This is a genomic window from Rhizobium sp. NLR10b, assembly GCF_019685435.1.
Classification (GTDB): Bacteria; Pseudomonadota; Alphaproteobacteria; order Rhizobiales; family Rhizobiaceae; genus Rhizobium.
The window spans coordinates 1-20,442 of the sequence record NZ_JABDWV010000007.1; the positions used below are offsets into that span (position 1 = coordinate 1).

The 20,442-nt window shown below is 60.9% G+C and carries 24 protein-coding genes and 1 pseudogene; 15 read left to right on the top strand and 10 right to left on the bottom strand.

Annotated features, from left to right (window positions below; genetic code table 11):
- From HJB91_RS12680 to HJB91_RS12700, 5 genes and pseudogenes are all read left to right on the top strand, one after another.
- A pseudogene (locus tag HJB91_RS12680) lies at nucleotides 1-149 on the top strand (sugar ABC transporter ATP-binding protein); the annotation flags it as partial.
- A 16-nt stretch (nucleotides 150-165) separates the two neighbouring features.
- A complete protein-coding gene (locus tag HJB91_RS12685; protein WP_210628218.1) occupies nucleotides 166-1,704 on the top strand; it encodes a GMC oxidoreductase in 1,539 nt (512 codons plus the stop codon).
- A gap of 9 nt (nucleotides 1,705-1,713) precedes the next feature.
- A complete protein-coding gene (locus HJB91_RS12690) occupies nucleotides 1,714-3,369 on the top strand; it encodes a GMC family oxidoreductase (protein WP_221154887.1) in 1,656 nt (551 codons plus the stop codon).
- 12 nt (nucleotides 3,370-3,381) lie between these two features.
- Nucleotides 3,382-4,551, top strand: a complete 1,170-nt coding sequence (locus HJB91_RS12695) for a Gfo/Idh/MocA family protein (protein WP_221154889.1) — start codon at nucleotides 3,382-3,384, stop codon at nucleotides 4,549-4,551.
- 13 nt (nucleotides 4,552-4,564) lie between these two features.
- Nucleotides 4,565-6,649, top strand: a complete 2,085-nt coding sequence (locus HJB91_RS12700; protein WP_221154892.1) for an FAD-binding protein — start codon at nucleotides 4,565-4,567, stop codon at nucleotides 6,647-6,649.
- 48 nt (nucleotides 6,650-6,697) lie between these two features.
- Here the strand turns inward: HJB91_RS12700 and HJB91_RS12705 are convergent, their stop codons facing one another.
- The 4 genes from HJB91_RS12705 to HJB91_RS12720 all read right to left on the bottom strand — a co-directional run bounded on the left by HJB91_RS12705 (nucleotide 6,698) and on the right by HJB91_RS12720 (nucleotide 8,864).
- Nucleotides 6,698-6,949, bottom strand: a complete 252-nt coding sequence (locus tag HJB91_RS12705) for a hypothetical protein (protein ID WP_259669953.1) — start codon at nucleotides 6,947-6,949, stop codon at nucleotides 6,698-6,700.
- A 77-nt stretch (nucleotides 6,950-7,026) separates the two neighbouring features.
- Nucleotides 7,027-7,818 (bottom strand): exodeoxyribonuclease III, encoded by a 792-nt coding sequence (gene xth, locus HJB91_RS12710; protein ID WP_221146510.1) that lies wholly within the window; start codon nucleotides 7,816-7,818, stop codon nucleotides 7,027-7,029.
- Between the two features lie 136 nt (nucleotides 7,819-7,954).
- A complete protein-coding gene (locus HJB91_RS12715; protein ID WP_210628211.1) occupies nucleotides 7,955-8,356 on the bottom strand; it encodes a GFA family protein in 402 nt (133 codons plus the stop codon).
- A gap of 10 nt (nucleotides 8,357-8,366) precedes the next feature.
- Complete coding sequence (locus HJB91_RS12720) at nucleotides 8,367-8,864, bottom strand: hypothetical protein (protein ID WP_210628210.1); 498 nt, start codon at nucleotides 8,862-8,864, stop codon at nucleotides 8,367-8,369.
- A gap of 293 nt (nucleotides 8,865-9,157) precedes the next feature.
- On the opposite strand from HJB91_RS12720, the gene HJB91_RS12725 reads away from it, so the two are divergent.
- Nucleotides 9,158-9,676: a hypothetical protein gene (locus HJB91_RS12725; RefSeq protein WP_221123912.1), complete on the top strand. Its 519-nt coding sequence runs from the start codon at nucleotides 9,158-9,160 to the stop codon at nucleotides 9,674-9,676.
- 48 nt (nucleotides 9,677-9,724) lie between these two features.
- Here the strand turns inward: HJB91_RS12725 and HJB91_RS12730 are convergent, their stop codons facing one another.
- The 3 genes from HJB91_RS12730 to HJB91_RS12740 all read right to left on the bottom strand — a co-directional run bounded on the left by HJB91_RS12730 (nucleotide 9,725) and on the right by HJB91_RS12740 (nucleotide 11,980).
- Nucleotides 9,725-10,348: a response regulator transcription factor gene (locus HJB91_RS12730; protein ID WP_210628209.1), complete on the bottom strand. Its 624-nt coding sequence runs from the start codon at nucleotides 10,346-10,348 to the stop codon at nucleotides 9,725-9,727.
- 2 nt (nucleotides 10,349-10,350) lie between these two features.
- The gene (locus tag HJB91_RS12735; protein WP_210628208.1) at nucleotides 10,351-11,739 is read right to left on the bottom strand and encodes a sensor histidine kinase; all 1,389 of its coding nucleotides are present in this window, start codon (nucleotides 11,737-11,739) and stop codon (nucleotides 10,351-10,353) included.
- 64 nt (nucleotides 11,740-11,803) lie between these two features.
- Nucleotides 11,804-11,980, bottom strand: coding sequence for a hypothetical protein (locus HJB91_RS12740; RefSeq protein WP_210628207.1), 177 nt, complete (start codon nucleotides 11,978-11,980; stop codon nucleotides 11,804-11,806).
- Nucleotides 11,981-12,136: 156 nt separating this feature from the next.
- Between HJB91_RS12740 and HJB91_RS12745 the strand changes: the two genes are divergently transcribed.
- Nucleotides 12,137-12,991: a methyltransferase domain-containing protein gene (locus tag HJB91_RS12745; RefSeq protein WP_210628206.1), complete on the top strand. Its 855-nt coding sequence runs from the start codon at nucleotides 12,137-12,139 to the stop codon at nucleotides 12,989-12,991.
- A 94-nt stretch (nucleotides 12,992-13,085) separates the two neighbouring features.
- Here the strand turns inward: HJB91_RS12745 and HJB91_RS12750 are convergent, their stop codons facing one another.
- Entirely contained in the window at nucleotides 13,086-13,358 is a 273-nt protein-coding gene (locus tag HJB91_RS12750; protein WP_210628205.1) for a hypothetical protein, read from the bottom strand.
- A 192-nt stretch (nucleotides 13,359-13,550) separates the two neighbouring features.
- Here HJB91_RS12750 and HJB91_RS12755 point away from each other — a divergent pair, with 192 nt between their 5' ends.
- The 6 genes from HJB91_RS12755 to HJB91_RS12780 all read left to right on the top strand — a co-directional run bounded on the left by HJB91_RS12755 (nucleotide 13,551) and on the right by HJB91_RS12780 (nucleotide 17,259).
- Entirely contained in the window at nucleotides 13,551-13,949 is a 399-nt protein-coding gene (locus HJB91_RS12755; protein WP_210628204.1) for a DUF1236 domain-containing protein, read from the top strand.
- A 113-nt stretch (nucleotides 13,950-14,062) separates the two neighbouring features.
- Nucleotides 14,063-14,224 (top strand): hypothetical protein, encoded by a 162-nt coding sequence (locus tag HJB91_RS12760; protein WP_210628203.1) that lies wholly within the window; start codon nucleotides 14,063-14,065, stop codon nucleotides 14,222-14,224.
- Entirely contained in the window at nucleotides 14,224-14,805 is a 582-nt protein-coding gene (locus HJB91_RS12765) for a BA14K family protein (RefSeq protein ID WP_221154893.1), read from the top strand. Before HJB91_RS12760 ends, HJB91_RS12765 begins: the two co-directional genes overlap by 1 nt.
- 115 nt (nucleotides 14,806-14,920) lie before the next feature.
- Nucleotides 14,921-15,235, top strand: coding sequence for a hypothetical protein (locus HJB91_RS12770; protein ID WP_210628201.1), 315 nt, complete (start codon nucleotides 14,921-14,923; stop codon nucleotides 15,233-15,235).
- Between the two features lie 61 nt (nucleotides 15,236-15,296).
- Nucleotides 15,297-16,181, top strand: a complete 885-nt coding sequence (locus HJB91_RS12775; protein ID WP_210628200.1) for a hypothetical protein — start codon at nucleotides 15,297-15,299, stop codon at nucleotides 16,179-16,181.
- An 85-nt stretch (nucleotides 16,182-16,266) separates the two neighbouring features.
- Nucleotides 16,267-17,259, top strand: a complete 993-nt coding sequence (locus tag HJB91_RS12780; protein WP_210628199.1) for a L,D-transpeptidase — start codon at nucleotides 16,267-16,269, stop codon at nucleotides 17,257-17,259.
- Between the two features lie 45 nt (nucleotides 17,260-17,304).
- Here HJB91_RS12780 and HJB91_RS12785 read toward each other — a convergent pair whose 3' ends face one another.
- Nucleotides 17,305-18,096, bottom strand: coding sequence for a phenylalanine 4-monooxygenase (locus tag HJB91_RS12785; RefSeq protein WP_210628198.1), 792 nt, complete (start codon nucleotides 18,094-18,096; stop codon nucleotides 17,305-17,307).
- 123 nt (nucleotides 18,097-18,219) lie between these two features.
- Here HJB91_RS12785 and HJB91_RS12790 point away from each other — a divergent pair, with 123 nt between their 5' ends.
- Nucleotides 18,220-18,681: an Lrp/AsnC family transcriptional regulator gene (locus tag HJB91_RS12790; protein ID WP_064801990.1), complete on the top strand. Its 462-nt coding sequence runs from the start codon at nucleotides 18,220-18,222 to the stop codon at nucleotides 18,679-18,681.
- Between the two features lie 14 nt (nucleotides 18,682-18,695).
- On the opposite strand, the gene HJB91_RS12795 is transcribed toward HJB91_RS12790, so the two are convergent.
- The gene (locus HJB91_RS12795) at nucleotides 18,696-19,196 is read right to left on the bottom strand and encodes an Lrp/AsnC family transcriptional regulator (protein ID WP_221154895.1); all 501 of its coding nucleotides are present in this window, start codon (nucleotides 19,194-19,196) and stop codon (nucleotides 18,696-18,698) included.
- Between the two features lie 131 nt (nucleotides 19,197-19,327).
- On the opposite strand from HJB91_RS12795, the gene hppD reads away from it, so the two are divergent.
- Nucleotides 19,328-20,437 (top strand): 4-hydroxyphenylpyruvate dioxygenase, encoded by a 1,110-nt coding sequence (gene hppD, locus HJB91_RS12800; protein WP_221154896.1) that lies wholly within the window; start codon nucleotides 19,328-19,330, stop codon nucleotides 20,435-20,437.
- Nucleotides 20,438-20,442 lie beyond the last annotated feature (5 nt).

Consider the following 20,442-nt stretch of genomic DNA (forward strand, 5'->3'; position numbering starts at 1 on the left):
CCTTCGCCGTCACCAAGCTCGGCGGCAAGGAAGTGGTCGCCCGACTGCGCGCCGATGCCGGCATCGCACCCGGCCAGCACACACGCCTCGCCTTCAATCTCGACAAGGCTGTGTTCTTCGACCCGGACAGCCAGGCCCGCATCGCGTGATTGGCAAGGTGTTGACATGAGCGGTTCACCAGACATCGTCATCATCGGCTCGGGCGTCGGCGGCGCCACCGTCGCTGCCGGCCTGGCTGTATCTGGTGCGCAGATATTGGTCCTCGAAGCCGGCGAGCATATCGCCGATCTTCCAGTCAATCGCGACCAGCGCGCCATCTTCCAGCGTGGGCATTTCCGGCCGAAGGAAACCTGGTACGAGGCGGACGGCAGGGGCTTCAACCCCGGCAACTATTACAATGTCGGCGGCAATTCGAAATTCTACGGCGCCGTCTTGTCGCGCTATCGCAAGGAAGATTTCGGGGTCATCGAACATCGGGAAGGCGTTTCGCCCGCCTGGCCCTTTCCCTATGAAGAGCTGGAGCCATGGTATTCGCAGGCGGAGCTGATGTATCAGGTCCGCGGCACTCTTGGCGAAGATCCGACCGAACCGCATCACTCGGTTGCCTACGGATTCCCGCCCGTGCCCGACGAGGCGCCGATCGCCGAAGTCAGGGCACGCCTCAAGGCGAAAGGCCTGCACCCGTTTTCGCTGCCGCTCGGTCTGGATCTCCAAGCCTGGCTCTCCAAGGCACGTACGCCCTGGGATGCACATCCGCATTCACGAGACGGCAAGATGGATGCCGAGACCGCAGCCCTCGCGGTGGCGCTGAAACACGAGAACGTGCGGCTTGAGACCAATGCGCGGGTGATACGGCTCGACACAGGGGCGGGGAACCGGATCGACCGGGTCACCTATGTCAAGGACGGACAGACGCTGACCGTCTCGCCCAGGATCGTCATCCTTTCCGCCGGTGCGGTGCAGTCATCCGTGCTTTTGCTGCGTTCGAAAAACGACCGCTTCCCGAGGGGGCTCGCCAATTCTTCCGATCAGGTGGGCCGCAACTTCATGAACCACAACGCCTCGGCTGTGATAGCAGTCTCGCCGCGCTTCAGGAACACCGCCGTCTACCAGAAGACCTTCGCCTTCAACGACTTCTATCTCTCGGACGGGGAGGGCGGACCGCCGCTCGGCAATGTGCAGTTGCTGGGGCGTATTTCCGAAAAGGTCCTTAAGGGCTCTTTGCCGCAGGCGCCGGAATGGCTTCTGCGTTTCATGACGGACCATGCCATCGACTTCTATGCGATGAGCGAGGACGTTCCGAATCCCGAAAGCCGCGTGATGGTCGATGGCGATCGGATCGTCCTCAAATGGCAGAGGACCAACTGGGACGCGCATCTTGCGCTGGTCGCCAAGCTGAAGGCGATCCTGCGGTCGATCGGTTTTCCGATCGTGTTGTCCAGACCCTTCGACAAACGCACGCCGTCCCATCAGTGCGGAACGATCCGCATCGGAAACGACCCGGCAACGGCGCCACTGGATCCATACTGCCGGTCCTACGATCACGGCAATCTTTTCGTCGTCGACGCCGGTTTTCTGCCCACATCGGCTGCGGTCAATCCGGCGCTCACCGTCGCCAGCCAAGCGCTCAGAGTTGCCCATCACATCGCGTCGACAGACTTGCAGACACAGGCAGATCCGTTGGCGCGCGCCGGCTTCAAATAGGACAGTAAAATGGGATTCGACTATATCATCACCGGTGCCGGCCCTGCGGGCTGTGTTCTTGCGAGCCGCCTCAGCGAAGATCCCGATGTCAAGGTACTGCTTCTGGAGGCGGGCGGAGGTGACTGGAATCCTCTTTTCCACATGCCCGCCGGCTTTGCCAAGATGACCAAGGGCGTCGCCAGCTGGGGATGGGAAACCGTTCCCCAGAGGCACATGAAGGGCAGGGTGCTCCGCTATACCCAGGCAAAGATCATCGGCGGCGGCTCGTCGATCAATGCGCAGCTCTACACCCGCGGCAACGCGGCCGATTATGATCTCTGGGCCAGTGAAGATGGCTGCGCGGGCTGGGACTACCGTTCGATCCTGCCCTATTTCAAACGTGCGGAGGACAATCAGCGTTTCGCCGACGATTACCACGCCTATGGCGGTCCGCTGGGTGTCTCGATGCCGGCTGCACCCTTGCCGATCTGCGACGCCTATATCCGCGCGGGACAGGAGCTTGGAATACCCTACAATCACGACTTCAACGGCCGCCAGCAGGCCGGCGTCGGATTTTACCAGCTCACCCAGCGCAATCGCCGCCGGTCGTCGGCGTCGTTTGCCTATCTCTCGCCGATCAGGAACCGGAAGAATCTGACGATCCGCACGGGCGCGCGTGTCGTCCGTATCCTGCTGGAGGCAGGCCGCGCGGTCGGCGTTGAGATCGCCACCGGACACGGCCTGGAGGTCGTGCGCGCTGAACGCGAAGTCCTGGTCTCGTCAGGCGCGATCGGATCGCCGAAGCTCCTGTTGCAGTCCGGCATAGGGCCGGCCGATCATTTGACTGCGGTGGGCGTCAAGCCCCTCCATGATCTGCCTGGCGTTGGCGGCAATCTTCAGGACCATCTCGATCTGTTCGTTATCGCCGAATGCACCGGCGATCACACCTATGACGGCGTCGCGAAGCTGCACCGTACGCTTTGGGCGGGGATACAATATGTCCTGTTCCGCACCGGTCCGGTCGCCTCGTCGCTCTTCGAGACCGGCGGCTTCTGGTATGCCGATCCTAACGCACGGTCTCCCGATATTCAGTTCCACCTCGGCCTGGGTTCCGGCATCGAAGCAGGCGTGGAGCGGCTCAAAAATGCCGGGGTCACGCTCAACTCGGCCTATCTGCATCCGCGCTCGCGAGGGACGGTGCGTCTCTCATCCGCCGATCCCGCTGTGGCTCCTTTGATCGATCCCAATTACTGGTCTGATCCCCATGACAGGAAGATGTCACTGGAGGGGCTCAAGATCGCCCGCGAAATCATGCAGCAGGCGGCGCTGAAACCCTATGTCATGGCCGAAAGGCTGCCGGGACCGAAGGTCATGACCGACGAGCAGCTTTTCGACTATGGCTGCGCCAGTGCCAAGACCGACCATCATCCGGTGGGCACCTGCAAGATGGGAACAGGGCCTGACGCTGTTGTCGGGCTCGATCTCAAGGTGCACGGCCTCGAAGGCCTGAGGGTCTGCGATTCCTCCGTCATGCCGCGCGTGCCGTCCTGCAACACCAACGCGCCGACGATCATGGTCGGCGAAAAGGGATCGGACCTCATCCGGGGCCTGCCTGCGCTGCCGTCGGCGATCTTTGCCTATGAACGCAATGATACCAGGCCGCGGGCCCGCGCCGAAATACGCTAAGGAGTAACGACAATGTCTGTAGTGAAAGTTGCAGTGCTTGGCGCCTCTGGCTGGATGGGGAAGGTCCACACGATGGCCTATCAGACCTTTCCGCATTTCTTCGGCGTGTCGGATGGAACGGCGCGGATCGTTGCGCTTGTCGACAGCAACCCTGACGTAGCGCAGGATATTGGCAACAGGGCGCCGGGGGCCAGGATCTACCAGGATTGGAAGCTGGCGGTTGCCGATCCCGAAGTCGATCTCGTCGATATCTGCCTGCCCGACCATCTGCACTATCCGGTGGCCAAGGCGGCCCTGCTGGCCGGCAAACATGTCTATTGCGAGAAGCCGCTGGCGAATACCGCTAACGAAGCGCTGGAGCTGGCCGAGATCGCCAGAGAAAAGGGTGTCATTACCCGTGTCGGACACGCCTTTCCCCGAAACCCCGTTCATGATCTGGCGAAAGAGATCATCGAATCCGGTGAAATCGGCGAGGTCAAGCTGTTTCGCGGCTGCCAGCACGTCGACATGTATGGGGATCCCACAGCACCGTTCATGTGGCGCGCCGATGGCAAGCTCGCGCCGACCGGGATCGTCGGCGATACCGGTTCGCACATCTTCAGCTTTATGGATTTCCTTGTCGGCCGCGTCAGCTCTCTGATCGCCGACAATCTCATCGTCACCCCGCGCCGGCCGATCGTCGAGGGGCTTGCCTATGGGGAGCAGGTGAAACTGTCGGGCAACGAGGCCTGGGCCGATATCACCAATCCCGACGCGACGAACCTGCTGTGCCGGTTCGAAAACGGCGCCGCCGGCATCGTCGACTTCAGCCGCGTCGCCACCGGCCGCAAATTCATGCAGACCTACGAAGTCTACGGAACGAAAGGCAGCATCGCCTATACCTATGACGAGATAAACCGGTTGCGTTTTTACTCTAACGACGACAGCACCGGACGCCGGGGCTTTCGCGAGATCGACGTCGGGCCTGAGAACCCCACCTTCAGGGCCCTCCTTCCGCTGCCGAATTTCGGCATAGGCTACAATGAAAGCAAGATCATCGAGGTGGCCGAAGTCATAAGATCGATCGTCGCAAACAAGCCGATGTGGCCGACATTCGGTACCGGCCACCACATCTGCCAGATCGTCGACGCCTGCATGGAGTCCTCCCGGCAGAGACGCTGGGTGGATATCCCGCTCAATTGATTGTGACGCGCCGATGACCATAGATGTTCCGCAGGAAATTCTTGACGCACTGACCGATGTCGATATGCCGCGGCTTCCGCCGGAGCCGCCTGCTTCCGGTCGAGCCCGCCTGGCTGGCATCGACGTACCGATCTACCGAGCCGGCTGCGTCGTCGTCGGATCTGGCGCTGCGGGTTTGCGTGCGGCGGTGGAAATGAAGCGGCGCGGCGTCGATGTCGTCATTATCAGCCAAAGCGCATGGGGCGGAACCTCGGCCTGCTCTGGCTCCGACAAGCAAACCCTCCACACCGCGAACACGGCCGACCAGGGCGACAATTACCGGGCGATGGCCCGCGCCATCGGCAGCGGCGGCGCGATGGACGAGGACACGGCCTATGTCGAAGCGGTCGGCTCGTCACGGATGATGGCATCGCTGCAGTTCTTGGGGCTGCCGCTGCCCCAGGATCCGCTCGGCGGAACGCTGAGATATCAGACCGACCATGACGAGGTCGGCCGCGCCACCAGCTGCGGCCCGCGCACCTCGCGCTTGATGGTCAAGGTGCTGGCGGAGGAGGCGATCCGACTGGGCGTGCCGGTCTACAACCAGACCACCGCGGTCAAAATCCTCATCGAAGGCGAGGGGGCTGAGCGTAACGTCGTCGGCACGCTCGTTATGCGCGCCGGCGACCGTAGGCAGGAAAACCCGCTCGGCATCGCTTTGTTCGTGAGTGACGTGATCGTGCTCGCAGCCGGCGGCCCAGGCGAACTTTATCGTGACAGCGTTTATCCCAACGGCTGCTTCGGCTCCCTCGGACTGGCGCTGGAAGCGGGCGTGGAACTCGTCAACCTGACCGAAAGCCAGTTCGGCATTGGAACGCGCAGGGAGGGATTCCCGTGGAATCTGTCCGGAACATATGTCCAGGCGATTCCGCACATTTATTCGGTCGACGGCGAAGGCGCCGAACACCATTTCCTGGCGGGATATTATCGAAGTACCCAGGAGCTGGCGTCAAACATCTTCCGTAAGGGCTATCAATGGCCGTTCCACGCGACCCGCCTGCTTGATTTCGGCTCGAGCCTGGTCGATCTCGCCATTTACCGTGAGACCGCAGCGGGTCGGCGCGTCTTTATGGATTTCAATCGTAATCCTCTGCCCGTTCCCGGCGACCTGCCATTCAGCCTGGAACGGCTGGACGAGGACGTCCGTCTCTATCTCGGCAAGGCTGGCGCCGATCAGGAAATGCCGATCGATCGGTTGAAGCACATGAACCCGCTCGCGATCGAGCTCTATCGCCGCTACAAGATCGATATTGCCGCAGAGCCGCTGGAGTTCGCGGTCAACAACCAGCACATGAACGGCGGGATCATGGTCGATAGCTGGGGCCGCACCAATCTTAGGGGCTGCTACGCGGTCGGGGAAGCGGCAGGGACACATGGGGTAACACGGCCCGGTGGAGCGGCGCTGAATGCCGGACAGGTCTTCGGCACCAGGGTGGCCGAACACATCGGCGCCGGCGGCGGGGCGAAGCGGGCTGCCGCAGGACCGGTACCGGAAGCCGCGGAGGCGGGCATCGCCGATCTCCTCTCCGCGCTGCGGACTGAAAGCCCGCTCACCGTCAAAGCGGTCCGCTCGGCGGTGCAGGCGCGCATGAGCGAGAAGGCGGGCATCATCTGCGATCAAAGGAGCGTCCGCCAGGCCTTGGTCGAAGCGCGGGCGCTGAACGCCAAAGTCCGCGCCAACGGCCTCGCCTACGACCGCGCGGCCGAAGCGGTCCGAGGTGTGCAATGGCGGCACATGGCGCTCGCCTCGGAAGCGGTGCTGAGCGCGCTCGACTTCTTCATTGGCAGGGGCGGCGGCAGTCGGGGTGCACGCGCGATCTGCGATGCGGAGGGCGAATTCCTTCCGCAGGCGAGCGCCGGTCCACTGGAGGACTATCGTTTCCGCAAGGAAAGCGAAGCGCATCGCCAGGAGCAGATCGTCGTTAGGCTCGACGGCGATGAGATCAGGCTTTCAACCCGTCCGAACCGCAATTTGGACGAAGGCGCCAGATCCTTTTTCGAACGCGACTGGCCCGCCTGGTTGACGGGCCGCATCTATGATCTGGACGGCGGCGAATGAGGCGATGTTGTAATCGGTTTCGGCGACAATTGATCGTCGGCCCGGATTTCATCGGTATTGAGATAGTTCTTGCTCTCGCCCATAACGATCACTTCCGGTTGGAGAATTGCGGGGCAGGAATGCCGACCCTTCAGGGTCGGAGCCGGGGACGCCGTCGCCCGCCTCGCGGCAGATGCCCATGCTGACGGGAGGCTTGCGCTGGTCGTCGATATTGGCTTCGGGCAACTCGCCGTCCCGAGTATCCTCGTTCAACGATTTCGGCGGAAGCTTGACGGAATCGGCAATGGGCTTCGTGCGCATCGGACAATCTCCTTTGCAGGCAAACTCCGGCAGGCATCGCAGGTTCCCCGATATTCTGCGATCGATGGCATTGCCGCTCACCCGGCTTCAGCTGCGGCAATATCGAGCTCGATCATGACGGGTGCGTGGTCGCTCGTATGCTCCCACCCCCGCGGCTTGCGCCGGACGGTCGCAGATCGAAGCCACGGCGCCACCGTCGGGCTGAGCAGAAAGTGGTCGATCCGAAGCCCCGCGTCACGCTCAAAACTGTTCCGCCAGTATTTCCAGAAGGTGTAGATGCGCTCGTCCGGATGCAGATGCCTGATGGCATCCGTCCAACCCTGGGAGACGAGCCGGGCATAGGCTTTGCGGACTTCGGGCCTGAAAAGCGCATCGTCTCGCCAGCGCTCCGGCTTGTAGACGTCGATCTCCGTCGGCATGACGTTGAAATCGCCGGCAAGGATGGAAGGCACCTCGATTTCGAGCAGTTCGGCGGCATAGGCGTGCAGGCGACGGAACCAGCGAAGCTTGTATTCGAACTTGGCGCTCGGAAAGGGGTTGCCGTTCGGCAGATACAGGCATCCGATCAGCATGCCCTCGATGACGGCTTCGATATACCGGCTGTGGGTGTCATCAGGATCGCCCGGAAGACCGCGCCGTGTCAGGATCGGTGTCGTGTCCTTTGCCAGGATCGCGACACCGTTCCAGGATCGCTGCCCGTGCCAGACCGCGCCGTAGCCGGCCCGTTCGAGCTCTTTTCGCGGAAACCTGGCGTCGTCGGTTTTCAGTTCCTGAAGGCAGGCGACATCGGGACTATCCTCCTTCAGCCAGCGCAGCAGGTTGGTCAGTCGCCCGTTGATCCCGTTGACATTGTAGGTTGCGATTTTCATGAGAGCTCATGCGAAGCGGTGCTGGCAAGATCGGGAAGCTGGCGCAATCTAACAGGTTCACTTGTCGCGCGTCACCGGTCTACTTCAAACGCATGTCAGCGCTGCAAAGCCGCAGCATGATTTTGCGCGGCATGCTTCAGAAGCGCTCCTGAGTTTCCTCCTCCGGTAGTCCGCGCCCGCAGTTGGCCCAGTCAAGCCGGCTCTCCACGCCGTAATGACCTGCCGGGCGAATCCTGTCGGGGCGATCGAGCGAGCCGACCGTCACGCGGATCAGTTCGTCGCCGTCATACTGAAGGAAGAGCGGCGTTCCGCATTTGCCGCAAAAGCCGCGTGTCGCAATGGGTGAGGATCGGTATACGGCAGGGGAAGCTTTTATCCAGACGAGATCTTCAACCTTGGCCTGGACAAGAACCGCGAAAGGACCTCCGGTCGCTTTCTTGCACATGTCGCAATGGCAGTATCCCGAATGCGGCGGATCGCCGGCGAATTCGTAACGGCAGGATCCGCACAGGCAGCCGCCGGTCCATTGGCTCGCCATCGTGGTCCTCTCAGCGCGTCGCGCCGAAGACGAAGGCGATGCCGGCGACGATCGCTGCAGCCGTCAGGGGCTGCCGGCGGATCCGATCCTCGATGTCCTGGACGAAACTCCTAGCTTCCGCCTTTGCCAGACGGGCTGTTCCGGACGCCAGCTCCGAGGCGGACTCCGCCATCCGACCGGCTTCTTTCTGAAGCGCGCGCAGTTCCTCGCGGTCGGCATCGAATCTGTCCGAGGCGCGGGCAATTTGTCCGGTGGAGCGTAGGGCTTGATCGACCAGCGGATAGTCTTGGTCAAGCGCGGTCGGATCAGGCTCCCGCTTCACCCGCTCAGCCGCCTCGACATCGCTGCGACCGGCGGGGATGGAGGTATGAGTGGCGGAAACAGGATCAGACGCGGGAAACGTGTCTTCGATCGCTTTGTCCAGTTCGCCCTTTCGGGACTGTTTTCGCTGCTCTGCCTGCTCTTTTCGCAGGGACTGGACGGCGGGTGAATCATTCGGGTTCGGCATCGCGGTGTCCTCTGTTGCACTTTGATAATCAAAGCGATGACGAGGAAAGAAGTTCCAGAAAAATGCGTCTGCGCCTCATCCAGCAACACCACGGCGACAATGTCGACAATATACGCGCCGAGTCAGTATTTGTGATGACATCGCTTGGGGGCGCATCCACTGCATGCCGGACCAAAGTCCTGCCTTTTCTTAGTACCTAGGTCCGGTTGCATTTAGGCTTCGGAAAAGCGAAAATCCTCAAGGCCTTCCATAAGCGTAGGAACGGCGAAAAACGGATGAACAAGGGAATGGCGTTGACTATCTCGAAACGGGATTTTCTGAGATTGGGCGGCAGCGCGGCTGTCGCCTTGGTGGTTGCCGCATCGCCTGTGACAATCAATCTCGATGGCTCGCTTCGCGTTCTGGCGGTGAAACACGCAGAGGCAAAAGACGGCAATAACGGGAACGGCAACGGTGGCGGAAGCGGCAACGGCGGAGGGAATGGCAACGGCGGAGGCAGTGGCAACGGGGGAGGCAGTGGCAACGGGGGAGGCAGTGGCAATGGGGGCGGAAACGGCGGTTCCGGCAGCAGCGCAGGTGGAAGCTCCAACAGCAACGCCCGATCCTCTTCCTCATCAGCCTCGTCGCCGACAGGATCGAAGGCCAGAGCGACCGAAGGCACCGATGGGTCGATCAACGTTCGCCACGCGAACGGCATCACCGAAAGCCTTCGCAGTGGCCGCTATATCATGAAGGACTCGAAGGGCAGGACGATCATAAGCAGGCAGGCGACGGCTGGCGACGCAAACCGGCTGAGCAATTTCCTTCGCTGAGGCAGAATGCGGAAAACGGCGCCGTAGGGATCGCAGATCGACCAGGCGCTATCGCCGTTCGCGCCATTGCAGGGCCGCTTCGGTCCTGTTCGAAGCGCCGAGCTTGCTCAGGATCTGTGTCATATGGTGCTTCACGGTCTTTTCCTGCAGGTTGAGGCGCAGGCCGATATGCTTGTTTGACAGACCCTGGGCGACGAGATCCATCACCTCGCGCTCCCTTGGCGTCAGACTGTTCTTGTCGGAGTTTCCGTTTTGCAGCGAATTTTCCATCGCCTTCGCCGACATCGTCGGCGAGACATATCGCGATCCGCTGAGGACGGTTTTAATCGCTTCGGCGAGACCGCGGGAGCCGACACCTTTGAGAACGTAGCCCATCGCGCCCTGCTGCAGGGCTCCGAGCAGCGTGTCCACCTCCTCCGACACCGTCAACATCAGCACTTTCGTCGACGGGCTCAGCGCCAGGACATCGCCGATCGCAGCCAATCCGCCGCCGGGCATCGAAACATCGAGAAGCATCACATCGGGGCGGTTGTTCGAGGCGATCATGGCGGCGTCTTCGCTGCTGGCGCCTTCGCCAATGACCACGAAGTCGCTCATCTCCGACAAGCTGCGCGTTACGCCCTCGCGAAAAAGCGGGTGGTCGTCCACGACCCCGACGGTGATTGGTGTCATCTCTAGTCTCCTGCTTCCATAGGCTCGAAGGTCATGGTCACGGTCGTTCCCCCTTCGCCCGTCTCGATATCGAAAGATCCCCCCAGGCTGTCGATGCGTTCGCGCAGCCCCACCAGGCCGAGGCTTGTCGGCCTCACCTCCGTCGGGTCGAAACCATCGCCACGATCACTGACCGCCACACAAACATGACCATTGTGCGACACGGCTTTCACGGTCTGCTGAACGCCACCGCCATGGCGATAGGCGTTGTTCAAGGCTTCCTGAACGAAGCGATAGATACAGATCTTTACGGCAGCGGCGAGTTCGGGTCCATCCTCGTCGATGATCGTTTCGACAACGGTTTCCGTCTTGTGCCGATGCGCTTCGACGACCCGCAGCACGATCTCGGTGATCGACGACTTTTCGATCTGCGGGAGCACCAGGCCACTGCAGATATTGCGGATTTCCGTCATGGCTTCGGCGAGGCTCGAGCGTATCCAGGCAAGTTCTTTTTCCCGTGCTTCGGGTTCGGTGGATGCGTTGATCAATAAGTCGCTGTCCAGCCGCAGCGAAGCATAGGCAATGTGCTGTGCCGGACCGTCGTGAAGATCGGCGCCGATGCTGCGCAGATATGTTTCGTTCAGCGCCGCCACGCGCTGCGAGGCGCGCTGCAGCCGCCGCTGCAGCCCGCGATTTTCCGCCAGCAGCGCAGACAATTCCTTGACCCGTTCCTTGAGATCCCTGCGCTGTGCTTCTATCGTGCGGCTTCCCCGAAACACCAGGGCGGAGAGAACGAGGAAAAAGATCCCTGTGAGAGCGGCGACGGCCCCCCAACTCTGCAGCCTCGCGTGCGCCAGACTGTCGCCGAGGCCTTCTGCCGTCTCGTAGAATTCGAGCACAGCGACCGCCTGGCCGGACCACGGCTGGAGAACCGGATTGTAGATTTCCATCAGCGGCTTGCCGATCGCGCGCTCGGTACCGCTTTCCGGGTCATCGGCAATCTCGTAGCGCGCAACGAGCGAGCCGGCGAATGCCTTCTGCAGCTTGGCGTTCAGGGGAAACTTCTGGCCCACCAGTTCCTTGTTGTTCGAGTAGAGGATGGTGCCGTCGTTTCGCCACAGCCTGAAAGAGACAAGGCGCCTGCCAAGCGCCCCCTGGCCGAGCGTTTCGTCGAGAGCCTGAGCGCTGCCTTCGTCCAGCAGAGATTCCGTTTGCATGTCGGGAAGCAGCGGCGCCACCACACTGTCGACGTAAAGCGCCGTCGCCGCGCCGGAATTATGAATGACGGCTTCCTCGATCAGATGGGTAACAAGAATGCCCACCAGAAACATGGCGGCGACCGAGACCAAACCACCCGCGATGAAAAATTGCGAGGCGAGTGAGCGGGCATTCCAGCGGCGAAGCCAATTCATTTTGATACCGGCATGAGACTTTGCCGACTAACCTACCGCGTCTTTAGAGTTTTTCCAGACGGGATCAGGGCAGATTCCTGGTATCGAAGACCTCTGCGCCTCTGATGCTCTCGGTCAATTGGAGGCTATCGCCTGACATGGCTGCGCCGAAGACATAGAGAAGGCCGGCCAGAACGATGACGAGGGCGATGACGGAGATGTTCCAAGCGTCATTGGCATGGGATCTGTTCCTCTGGGGCATGTGCGGATCTCCTTACGTATCGTTCAAACGACGCGGTCAGGCGGTCGTTCCTCTACGGGGACTTCGGTCGAAGGGGCCTGGGACCAAGGTCCGTCCCCGTGGACAACAGCGGGTTCAGCCATATTTCAGTTCTGATGGAGTTGGGTTTGGAGGCTTATGGTGACAACTTCTGCGAACATCGAAGGCGGCGCAGACGCCGCATTTGTCGCGTCACCCACACCGTTCGGGGCAGGCGTCGCCGACCTTTACCAGGCCCTTCTCGTACCGATTCTTTTCGAGCCCTACGCGTCGGAGATGGCAATCGTCGCCGAACGGTCGAAGCCGGTCAGCGTGCTCGAAGTCGCGGCGGGGACTGGCGCTTTGACCCGCGCTCTGCGGGCGAAGCTCGATCCGACGGCCGAGATCGTTGCCACCGATTTCAGCCAGGCGATGATCGATGTCGGCGCACCATCTCTGACGATGTCGCGAACGCATTGGATGCACGCGGATGCGCAGGATCTGCCGTTCGCCCATTTGATGTTCGATCTCGTCGCGTGCCAGTTCGGTGTGATGTTCTTTCCTGACAAGCCGAAGGCTTATCGCGAGGCGAAGAGAGTGTTGCGGAGCGGAGGCCATTTCCTGTTTTCGACGTGGGATTCGCTTGCTGCCAACGATTTCGCACGATGTGTGGACGAATGTCTGGCAGGCATCTTCCCGCCGGATCCTCCAGATTTCCTGAGGCGCCTGCCATATTCGTATTTCGACCCTGGCTCGATCAAGGCTGAAGTGTCATCGGCGGGCTTCGAGGCCGTTTCCTGCGAACGGCTCGAACTGACCTCTGCCGCGGCCACAGCACATGATGTCGCGACCGCTTTCTGCCGGGGCACGCCGCTCAGCGGAGAAATTGAATCGCGGGCACCGGAGCGCATGTCGGAGATTGTTGATGAGGTGGCCGAGCGGGTGGCGTCCCGCCATGGCGCCCGCCCTTGCGGCAGCATGAGCGCCCTGGTCGTCTCCGGCCGGACCCCTTAACCCCTTCCGGCATCCTCTTGCGCGCGGATAGCCGGTGCCGGGGCTCGTACGGACAACATTGCCCTGCCGCCTGGATTGAACTGACGGTCGCCGATTAGGGGATGAGGCTGTCGTTGGGGTGGGGAGGGGCATGGATCGCGCCGATGACGTGCTGTTCGATCTCGACACAGGTTTCGTCATATTCCCGCACCAGCTTCAAATTGAACCGTCGTCTTCTAAGCCGATCACGCGCTTCGACTGCCATCTGATAGGCCTCGAAAAGCTCGAGCTGCCACGGGTCCCGTGCCTGCATGATCAGCGTCCGCATTTGCGGCAGACGCATGGCCAGGCGCCTGCGTCCAGCTTCCCGGCGGTTGGATCGTGTCATCTCCTTCGGCCTCCTGCCCAAGCCGGCGATGCGATGGCGTTCGTGTCGAGAATAGCGCCGCCAACGAATATTGAAATCCAGACCAAGGGCCGGGATGCCTCAGACCGAGGTCCGGGGCGTGGAACGACCTCGTTGCCAGCAAGTTGGTTTGGCAGCGGCAAGCAGGCCGCATTGAAAGGCAAGGAGGAAAAGATGCTCTTCAAGCTTATTGCAGGCGCGGCAACTGCCATGACCCTGATGTCAGGTGTCGCATTCGCCCAGTCCTCGACCGTGAATGGTGCGGCTGGTGGCGCAATCACCGGAGCCATCGTCGGTGGTCCCGCCGGTGCTGCCATCGGCGGCGTTGCCGGCGCAGTCGTCGGCACGGCGATCGATCCGCCGCCTGAGAAGGTCGTCACCTATGTCCGCGAGGCTCCGGCACCGTCGGCACGCGTCGTTGTGAAGGAAAAGGTGGTCGTCGGCCAGCCACTGCCGGAAACGGTCGTGGTGACCCCCGTTCCGGACGATCCGACATATGCCTACGCGGTGGTCAATGACGAGCGTGTCATTGTCGAACCCTCGTCCCGCAAGGTGATTCAGGTGATCAAGTGACGTGATTGTTCACGTGGCCCTGCCGCGTCTTCCTTTCGCACATCAGCTTTGAGGTTGGCCGCACGATGGACGGCAGCGTCGTCGTGCGGCCGCACGGATCGAGGAGAGGGAACATGATCTATTCCGAAGAGAAATCCGCTGGTCTCGCCGTGCCGCTGATCGCCATCCTCTTGGCGATCGCCGGCATTATCGCCGTGCTGGTCGCCACCGGCGGTCACAGCAGCGCCGGGCCGCGTGTCTGGGTCCCCCAGGCACAACAGCAGGGAGCGAGCTGATGAATGCCATTGCGACCGTCGCCTTCGGCATCGTCAGCTCGGTTGGCGCCTGCATGGCAGCGGCCTCCGTTGCCTCGCATGTGGTGGCGGATTCCGGACCGCCCGCGCTCACGGACCTTGCCGCCCCCGATCTATGGACGACGAGTCCGGTGAAGGTCGATCCACGTCGGCAGCATTATGAGCGAATTCCGCCGGTCTATTCCAGCTATGTCACCGAGGCTCCGGCGACCGTCGCGCCAAGTATGGCTTCGCAACCCGCTCGTCCGTCGACAGAACTGCAGGCACCGCAGCCAAAATTCGCCGCCGAGCACCTTGCCTGGTGCGCCAAGCGCTACCGTTCCTTCGATCCTGTGGCCAACAGCTACCGATCCTATAAGGGCGAGATCCGCGAATGCTCCTCACCGTTCCAGCAGAATATCGCCGCAAGCCCTGAAGACGGCCGCACGAAAGTCAATGCGCAGGCGGCAGCCCGATGTGCCGCCCGATACAGATCGTATCGGCCGGAAGACAACACCTATCAGCCATGGGATGGTCCACGCCGCAATTGCGACATGTCGGATCTGGTCGCGACGAGCAATTAACCATGGAGGGGCAGCGCGTACAAAATGGAACCGTGCCGCCTAGCCAGACTAAAGTCCGTGTTGTAATCGCACCGGTTGTGATATCCGGTTGCATTTGAGGGGGCGGAGAGCGGGGATGGCGACGACGCTGATAGCAGAAATCCACCAAGCGCAGACAAGGCTTCCGTTCTTGAGCAGGGCGGAGCGCGGAGCCCTTATCGTTCGCATTCTTCGCGAGTTGAAGATACTTCGTCGCGATATTCTCGGAAATGTGCCGGCCGATCGCTGCGTTTGGATCGATAAACTGATCGCGTCGGTTTCTTCGACGGTATCGGAAATCGTCACGATGCCGGACGCCGAGTTCAACCGTGTCTTGAACGAGTTCGAAAAGCTCATGGCGACGCTGCATAACATTTCGCACCCGCAGAAGCCGTCGAAGACGGTTCACTAGCGTCGTTAAGGCGACGCACGGCCCGAGGAAACCGATCCTGGCGCGGGAGCGTTCTCCCCCTATGATCGAAACAAAATCGCCCGCTGACCGGGACGAGAAGTCGCTCGGTGACCATGAGCCGAAGCCAGGTGCAGAGGTTTCCTTTCCTTACGACAGGATAACGGTCGACCAGTTCCGGAACCGTTTCCCTCGTGCCCGCTGGAACGACGTGCGAAAAGCCTGGTTCGTTCCCGGCCGAACCGCGTCCCGTCGCATCGGTCGATGGCTTGCCGAGCTGGAGGCCGAAGCCGACGCGCATGCGGATGCGAAGGGGCGCGATGCCTTCGCCTTCGATCCCATCGACAGTCCATATCTGGAACTCGGCAAGGCCGGCTTTCGAATCCGCACGCCTTATTCAAAAACTGTCGTCGATGAGCTGCGCGAGGTGCCGTTCTCGTTATGGGACGGCGATCTTCGAATATGGCACGTGCCCTTTCGATCCTATGAGGAACTGCGACGCAGATGGCCCGACATCGAAGCGGCGGCTCGCAGAAACGAACCGGAGGAGAGGCGACGGCGTGCCGAGGAGCGGAAGGGAACCGAAGGGGAGGTGCGCAGCAGGCTTCGCGCAGCGGAACGCAAGCGACGCCGTTACCCCCTTGCGGCCGACGACCTGCCGCCGACAGGACGTCCGGTGGCGACCGCGTATGGGATCGTTGTTTTTACTTATATCACCGGCGAACTGGTCGATCCGGCTCTGGTCGCGGACTTCTATCCCGGTGTCACCGAGGATCATCTCTGGGGAGTTTGGCGGGTGCCGACATTCGACGAACTTGTCCGTACCTGGCCTGCGAAAACGTCTCCCCGTCGAAATGCCGAATGGTGGCAGCCGACGATCGAAGAACTGAGGCCCGCCCGGCACGCCGCAAGATCACGCGAAGCCAGGAAGCAAGCGAAGGCGCAGTGACCGGAGTCTCGCGGACTTGTAGATGCTGCGTCGACAACGCCGGCCCGACGTGGGAACAAATTCCCACGTCGGCCATTTGTTGTCCATGAAAACAGCCCTGCCGATGTCGCTGCTCGCTCTGGCCCTCTCCGTTGGCGGCGCCGTCGCGCGGGAGCTTCGTCCCGAAGCGATCAATGCCGCTTCCCTTGCCGACATCGGGAAAGGAAAGCTGTCGCCGTCAGATCCGGATCCGGCGATCGTCCGCCTCCAGGTCCTGCTCGACCGTGCCGGCTCCTCTCCCGGCGTGATCGATGGTCTCTCCGGCGAGAACGTCGACAAGGCTGTGGCCGGGTTCGAGGCGATGAACAAGCTTCCTGTCGACGGCAGGCCGGATCCGGATGTCGCCTCCCGCTTGGAAGACAATTCGGCCATCATCGAAAGCTATGTCGTCTCGCCGGAGGACGCCACGGGGCTCGTTGACAGAATTCCTGAGGATTACGGCGAGAAGGCAAAGATGCAGAGCCTCGGCTATACCAGCGTTGCGGAGAAGCTGTCCGAGCGCTTCCACATGGATCTCGATCTCTTGAACGCGCTCAACCCGGGTTCGCAGTTCGCGCCCGGCGACAAGGTGTGGGTCGTTAATCCGGGCCCTCCCAGGCAAGGCAAGGTCAAAAGCATCGAGGCTGACAAGAAGGCAGGGCAGGTGCTGGCCTATGGCGAGGATGGATCGCTGCTTGCCGTCTATCCCGCGACCATCGGCAGCGAGGACAATCCGGCGCCCTCAGGAAAGCACAAGGTCAAGGGTGTCGCGCGAATGCCAGTGTACCGATATGATCCGAAGCGCAACTTCAAGCAGGGGAAGAACGACAAGGTTCTAACAATCCCGAAGGGACCGAACGGTCCGGTCGGCAGCGTTTGGATCGATTTGACGGAGCCGACCTATGGCATACACGGGACGCCGGAGCCGAAGCTCATCGACAAGATCGGCTCGCATGGCTGCGTACGGCTGACGAATTGGGACGCCGAAGAGCTGGCCGGCATGGTCAAGCCGGGCGTCCGCGTCGAATTCGTCAATCGCAGCTCCGCCGATCCGAAGTGAAACGCAGGATCTGACGACTACTCACACGCTACCGCCGCGTCAGGATTACGAAGCCTTGGCTTCGAAAGCCGGGGCGAAATCTCCCAGCGATTTCGCCTTGAGGATCGCGCCGCCGATATCCTGCTCCACGATCGACTCGAGATCGGCAAAGCTGTCGATGACATAGTAGATCGGCTGGAGGATATCGATGCGGTAGGGCGTCCGGAGCACGCTCATCAAATCGAACGGCCGGAATTCGCACGCCGTGCCTTCCGTTGCCGCCTTCGCTTCGCTCGGCGAGGAGACGATACCGGCGCCGAAGCATCGGCGTCCTTGCGGTGTGTTGATCAGGCCGAATTCGACGGTGAACCAGAAAATCCGGAACAGATGCCATGAATAGCCCTTGCCGAGGTGCATGGCAGTTTCGCCAAAATGCCGGACGAAATTGGCATAGCTCTGGTTGGTCAGCAGCGGGCAATGGCCGAACACTTCGTGGAACAGATCCGGTTCCTCAATATAATCGATATGCTCGCGGCGGCGCAGGAAGGTCGCCAGCGGGAACTTGCCCTGCGACAGAAGTTCATAGAAGCGCGAAGGCGGAATGAGCGCCGGCACGCCTTCGACGCCGAAACCGGTGGTCTCATTCAGGCGTCTGTTCACATCGAGGAGCTGAGGCACTTTCTCCGGTCTGAGCCCCAGCAATTTGACGCCGTCCAGATATTCCTGGCAAGCCTTGTCGGCCAAGAGCTTCATCTGACGCCGGTAGAGTTCGCCCCAGATTGCATCTTCTTCGGGGGTGTAGTCATAGAGGCCGTCCGGGCCGGGCAGTTTGGCGGTGTAGCTGCTTTCCTTGGTCATTGGCTGATCCTCCCGGGAATGGCGATATTTCTGCCATTATGCTCCGTGTTGGACGGATTTTCTTTTCTTTCATGCCGGTTATCGCCATAGTGGTGGGCGATACTTTCGAATGCGACGGCTAAAATGAAAGAAACTGGGAATTTCCGCCGCAAGCTTCTGCAGCTGATCCAGGCCGACGGCACCCTGTCGCTGGCGGACCTGGCTGAAAAGGCCGGCATGTCGCAGAGTTCGGCCTGGCGGAAGATCCAGGAACTCGAAGCCGACGGCGTCATCCGTAAGCGCGTGACGTTGCTCGATCCCGGCAAACTCGATCTCAAGCTCTGCGTGATTGCCCACGTCACGCTGGAGGATCACCATGAGGAGGCGGTGGCTTCTTTCGCTTCAGTGGTGCTGGAGCGGCCGGAGATCATGGAGTGCTACGCCTTGTCGGGCGCCTTCGATTACATGCTGAAGATAAGGGCGAGGGACGTCGAAAGCTACGAAGCCTTCATGACCCGCTATCTCATGCGCAATCCGCATGTGCGAACCGTCGTATCGAGCTTCGTGTTGCGCGAGCTGAAATTCTCCACCGAACTGCCGCTCTGAGCACGGCGACGAAATCATCGCGCGCTGTCGCCATGCCGGCTGCCCGGCGTCATCACCGGATAGCCTTCGAACGTTTTCAGCGTGTCGAGCACGATTGAGGTTTTCACGTGCTGCACGGATTCGTGCGGCAGCAGAACGTCGTTGACGAACTTCGACAGATCGGCGAGCCCACGGGTCGCCACCTTGAGGTGATAGTCCATTTCGCCGGTCAGCGCATAGGCTTCGAGAACCTCGGGCAGGCCGTTGATCAGTTGCGAAAATCGGCGGGCATTGTCTCGGTTGTGGGTCGCAAGCGTGACGGAAATGACCACCAGCATATCGAGCCCCAGCTTCTCCCGATCGAGGTGGGCACGGTAGCTGCGAATATATCCCTCGGCTTCCAGTCTGGTGCGCCGGCGTGAGCATTGCGACGGTGAAAGCGCGATCCGCTCACCTAGCTCGTTATTCGTGAGCCTGCCATCCTTTTGAAGTTCCAAGAGGAGGCGCATATCCAATTTGTCGAGGGGCTCATTCATTGCGCAAAATCTCCATAATGCTCACAGGTCGTGCATAATTTGTTCCTCCTGCATCAAGAACGCAAGAACTTTGCGCGTGTTTTGAGCCATAGTTTGCATAGAAAATGCAGTCTCCTCTGGAGGAAAAGAAAATGGGTCCGTTCCCGCATGATGCACCTCCGTCGGAAATCACCGCCGACAATCCGGCCGGCACCGACGGCTTCGAATTCGTCGAATTCGCCCACCCCGAGCCTGAGAAGCTCAGCGAGCTCTTCACGCGCATGGGTTATGTAGCGGTTGCCAGGCATAAGACGAAAAACATTACCGTCTGGCGCCAGGGCGACATCAATTATGTCCTCAATGCCGAGCCCGGCAGCCATGCGGCCCGTTTCGTCGCAAAGCATGGTCCCTGCGCTCCATCGATGGCCTGGCGCGTGGTCGATGCCAGGCACGCCTTCGATCACGCCGTGTCGAATGGCGCCGTTCCCTATGAAGGAAATGACAAAGTGCTCGACGTTCCCGCGATTGTCGGCATTGGCGGCTCGCTGCTCTATTTCGTCGAGACCTATGGGGCAAAGGGATCGGCTTACGAGGCTGAGTTCGATTGGCTTGGCGAGCCCAATCCGAATCCCACCGGGATTGGCTTTTATTATCTCGACCATCTCACCCACAACGTCGTCCGCGGCAACATGGACAAGTGGTGGGATTTCTACCGCAATCTGTTCAACTTCAAGCAGATCCACTTCTTCGATATTGATGGGCGCATCACCGGCCTCGTCAGCCGCGCCATCACCTCGCCCTGCGGCAAGATCCGCATACCGTTGAATGAATCGAAGGACGACACCAGCCAGATCGAGGAATATCTGAAGAAGTACCGGGGCGAGGGCATTCAGCACATCGCCGTCGGAACGGAGGATATATACGAAGCGACCGACCGGCTTGCTGATAACGGCCTGCGCTTCATGCCGGGGCCTCCCGAGACCTATTACGATATGTCCTATGAGCGTGTGAACGGCCATAGGGAGCCGATCGACCGCATGAAGAAGCACGGCATTCTGATCGACGGCGAAGGTGTGGTGAACGGCGGCATGACGAAAATCCTGCTGCAGATCTTTTCCAAGACGGTGATCGGCCCGATCTTCTTCGAATTCATCCAGCGCAAGGGTGATGAGGGCTTCGGCGAAGGCAACTTCCGTGCGCTTTTCGAGTCGATCGAAGCCGATCAGATCAAGCGTGGTGTCATCGGCACGGCAGCGGAGTAAACTCT